Origin of the sequence: Protofrankia sp. CiP1_Cm_nod1 (assembly GCF_920888515.1) — a bacterium.
Classification (GTDB): Bacteria; Actinomycetota; Actinomycetes; order Frankiales; family Frankiaceae; genus Protofrankia.
This window is the reverse complement of sequence record NZ_CAKKTM010000413.1, coordinates 1-3,371: the sequence shown is the minus strand read 5'-3', so window position 1 is coordinate 3,371 and position 3,371 is coordinate 1. Positions and strand designations below refer to the sequence as shown.

General features: G+C 74.4%; 3 protein-coding genes. 2 read left to right on the top strand and 1 reads right to left on the bottom strand.

Annotated elements, in window-relative coordinates; genetic code table 11:
• Nucleotides 1-247: 247 nt before the first annotated feature.
• Complete coding sequence (gene thiD, locus NBX02_RS18680; RefSeq protein WP_250287454.1) at nt 248-1,081, top strand: bifunctional hydroxymethylpyrimidine kinase/phosphomethylpyrimidine kinase; 834 nt, start codon at nt 248-250, stop codon at nt 1,079-1,081.
• A gap of 110 nt (nt 1,082-1,191) precedes the next feature.
• Here the strand turns inward: thiD and rpmB are convergent, their stop codons facing one another.
• Nucleotides 1,192-1,380 carry a 50S ribosomal protein L28 gene (rpmB, locus tag NBX02_RS18675; RefSeq protein WP_007516655.1) on the bottom strand — a complete coding sequence of 63 codons (189 nt, stop codon included), beginning with the start codon at nt 1,378-1,380 and terminating at the stop codon, nt 1,192-1,194.
• A 193-nt stretch (nt 1,381-1,573) separates the two neighbouring features.
• On the opposite strand from rpmB, the gene NBX02_RS18670 reads away from it, so the two are divergent.
• Nucleotides 1,574-3,371 (top strand): ATP-dependent DNA helicase RecG (locus NBX02_RS18670; protein WP_250292418.1); only part of this gene is annotated, 1,798 nt, incomplete at its 3' end.

The following is a 3,371-nucleotide window of genomic DNA, read 5'->3' as shown; positions in this document are numbered from 1 at the left end:
GGCCAGGCGTGCGGGTCGTGGGCGGCAACGTCCCGCCGGACCTGCGCGGCGGCCCGCTCCGGCCACTGGGGCCGCCCGGCCCGACGGCCGCCGCGCCGGGCGGCTGGGACCACTTCCGCACGTCCTGAGCCGTGACGTCGAAAACCTGGATCCGCGAGGGACGAGAACCACGTCACCGCCCCACTCGCACACCTGTCCGCCCGCCTACCAGACGGGCGGCGCGGGGGCGGGTGGGCAGCGGTCTAGCGTGGGGACCGTGGTCTCTTTCGGTTCCGCTCCCGGCCCGGTCGCGCGTCTGCCGCCGGCCCGGGTGTTGGCGATCGCGGGGTCGGACTCCGGCGGGGGCGCTGGTATCCAGGCTGATCTGAAGACCGCGCTGGCCTTCGGGGTCCACGGGATGAGCGCGCTGACCGCGGTGACGGCTCAGAACTCCCTGGGCGTGCACGGGGTGTGGGAGCTGCCGCCGGAGGCCGTGGTGGCGCAGATCCGCGCGGTCGTGGCCGACATCGGGGTGGACGCGGTCAAGACCGGGATGCTGTCGTCACCGCCGATCGTCGCCGCGGTCGCGGGCGAGCTGGCCGGGGCCGGCGTCCCCGTCGTCGTCGATCCCGTGGGGGTGTCCAAGCACGGGGATCCGCTGCTCGCGCCCGAGGCGGTGCAGACCGTGCGTACCCGGTTGCTGCCGGTGGCGACGGTGGCGACCCCGAACCTCGACGAGGTGCGGCTGCTCACCGGCGTCGAGGTGCGGACCGAGGCGGACCTGCCGGCCGCCGCGCGCGCCGTGCTCGGCCTCGGGCCGCGCTGGGTGCTGGTCAAGGGCGGGCACCTGCCCGGCGACGCCGTGGACCTGCTCACCGACGGCCACCACAGCGTGGTGCTCCGGGCGCCCAGGCACGATAACCGGCACACCCACGGGACCGGCTGCACGCTCGCGTCCGCGATCGCGTCGCTGCTGGCCCGCGGGGCGGACGTCCCCGATGCCGTGCGCGCGGCAAAGGACTACGTCACCGGCGCGCTGGAAGCCGGCTTCCCGCTCGGCGCGGGCATCGGCCCGGTCGACCACGCCTGGCAGCGGCGATAGCTGGCAGCGGCGATACCTGACAGCGGCGATAGCCGCCACACCCGTCGCGGTGCCGCCGGGGCGAAACGCCGGTGCCTTGTCGACGCCGGAGGAAGCAGGCGCGCGGGCGGCTACGCCCGGGTGACCTTGCCGGCCTTGATGCAGGAGGTGCACACGTTCAGGCGCTTCGGCGTCCTGCCGACGAGCGCGTGCACGGTCTGGATGTTGGGGTTCCAGCGCCGCCGCGTGCGCCGGTGGGAGTGGGAGACCGACATACCGAAGCCCGGCCCCTTGCCGCAGACGTCGCACACCGAAGACACGAGACACTCCGCCAGAGAATAGTAATGATCATGCCGCGTTCGCGGCGGTCATCCGAGGCTACCCCACGCCGCGCCGCCACCGGACACCGCCGGCCCGTGAGGCGCCTGTGAGGGCCGTCCACGAAAGCGCACGGGCAGGCCGAACGCGTGGGGCAGATCGAAGCTGTCGGTGGGGTCGGGCAGGATCGTGGGTGTGGTCGACCAGCAGACACGGCTGCGGGACGTGGTGGGCGCGCGGACCGCCACGGCGCTCGCCGGTGCCCTGGATTTGGAGACGGTCGGTGACCTGCTCGCCCATCTGCCCAGGCGCTACCAGGAGCGGGGGGAGCTGACCGATCTCGGTGACCTCACCGTCGGTGAGGCGGTCACCATCCAGGCGCGGGTCACCAGCGCCAAGCGGCGCCCGCTGCGCGGCCGCGGGCGGGAGATGCTGATCGTCACGGTCAGCGACGGCCGGCACAGCCTCGCGCTGACGTTCTTCAACCAGCCGTGGCGGTCGCGGGACCTGCGGCCGGGGGTGACCGCGCTGTTCGCCGGGAAGGTCGAGGTGTTCAACCACCGGCAGCAGATGACCAACCCCGAGGTGCAGCTGCTCGACGACACGATCCCGGGGCTTTCCGACAGCCCCGGAGAGCTCGAGCTCCCCGGGATCACCGAGCCGGCGAACGGGCAGCGCCCGGCCCACGCGGGCGCGGTTCGTAACGGCACGAGCCGTAACGACACGAGCCGTAACGGTGCGGTCGGCGACAGCGCGGTTCCCGGTGGCGGTGGGGGTGGCCCGGGCGTGGACGTCGAGGGCTTCGCGGGCGGCATCCTCCCGATCTACCCGACTGCGGCGAAGATCCCGAGCTGGGCGATCGCCACGTGCGTGCGGGTCGTCCTGGAGCTGCTGACCGAGCTCGACGACCCACTACCGGCCGCCATCCGCGCCCGCTACCGGCTGGTGAGCCTGCTGGAGGCGTACCGGCTGGTCCACCAGCCGTCGTCCTGGGCGGACGTCGGCCGTGGCCGGACCAGGCTGAAATGGGACGAGGCGCTCGTCCTGCAGGTCGCGCTGGCACAGCGTCGGCACGACCTCGAGAAGATCGCGGCGACGCCGCGGCATCCGCGTCCCGACGGTCTGCTCGCGGCCTTCGACGCGTCCCTGCCCTTCTCGCTCACCGCCGGGCAGCGTGCCGTGGGCGCCACGGTCGCGGCGGAGCTCGCCCGGCCCTTCCCGATGCACCGGCTGCTGCAGGGCGAGGTCGGGTCCGGCAAGACGGTGGTGGCGCTGCGCGCGATGCTCGCCGCGGTGGACGCCGCCGGGCAGGCGGTGCTGCTCGCGCCCACCGAGACGCTCGCGGCCCAGCACCTGCGCAGCCTGCGCGCTCTGCTCGGCCCGCTGGGCCGGGCCGGGGAGCTCGACGCCGCGCCCGAGGCGACCCGGGCCGTGCTGGTGACGGGCTCGCTGGGCGCGAAGGCGCGGCGGGAGGCGCTCGCCGCTGTCGCGGACGGCAGCGTGGGCCTCGTCGTCGGCACGCACGCCCTGCTCGAGGAGTCGGTGGTATTTCACGATCTTGCTCTTGTGGTCGTCGACGAGCAGCACCGTTTCGGGGTGGAGCAGCGGGACGCGCTGCGCTCCCGGTCCGACCGTCCGCCGCATCTGCTGGTGATGACCGCCACCCCGATCCCGCGGACGGTCGCGATGACCGTCTTCGGTGACCTGGAGGTCTCGACGCTCACCGAGCTGCCCGCCGGCCGTTCGCCGATCTCCACGTTCGTCGTGCCCGCGACAGCGCCGAAGTGGGCCAGCCGGGTGTGGGGCCGCATCCGCGACGAGGTCGCCGCCGGCCGGCAGGCCTATGTCGTCTGCCCGCGCATCGGTGGGGACGCCGGCGACGCCGATGACGTCCCCGCGGCCGACGCCCCCGCGACCGGGGGCATGGCCGGCGACTCGGTGGCCGGCGACTCGGTGGCCGGCGGCTCGGTGGCCGGCGGCTCGGTGGCCGGCG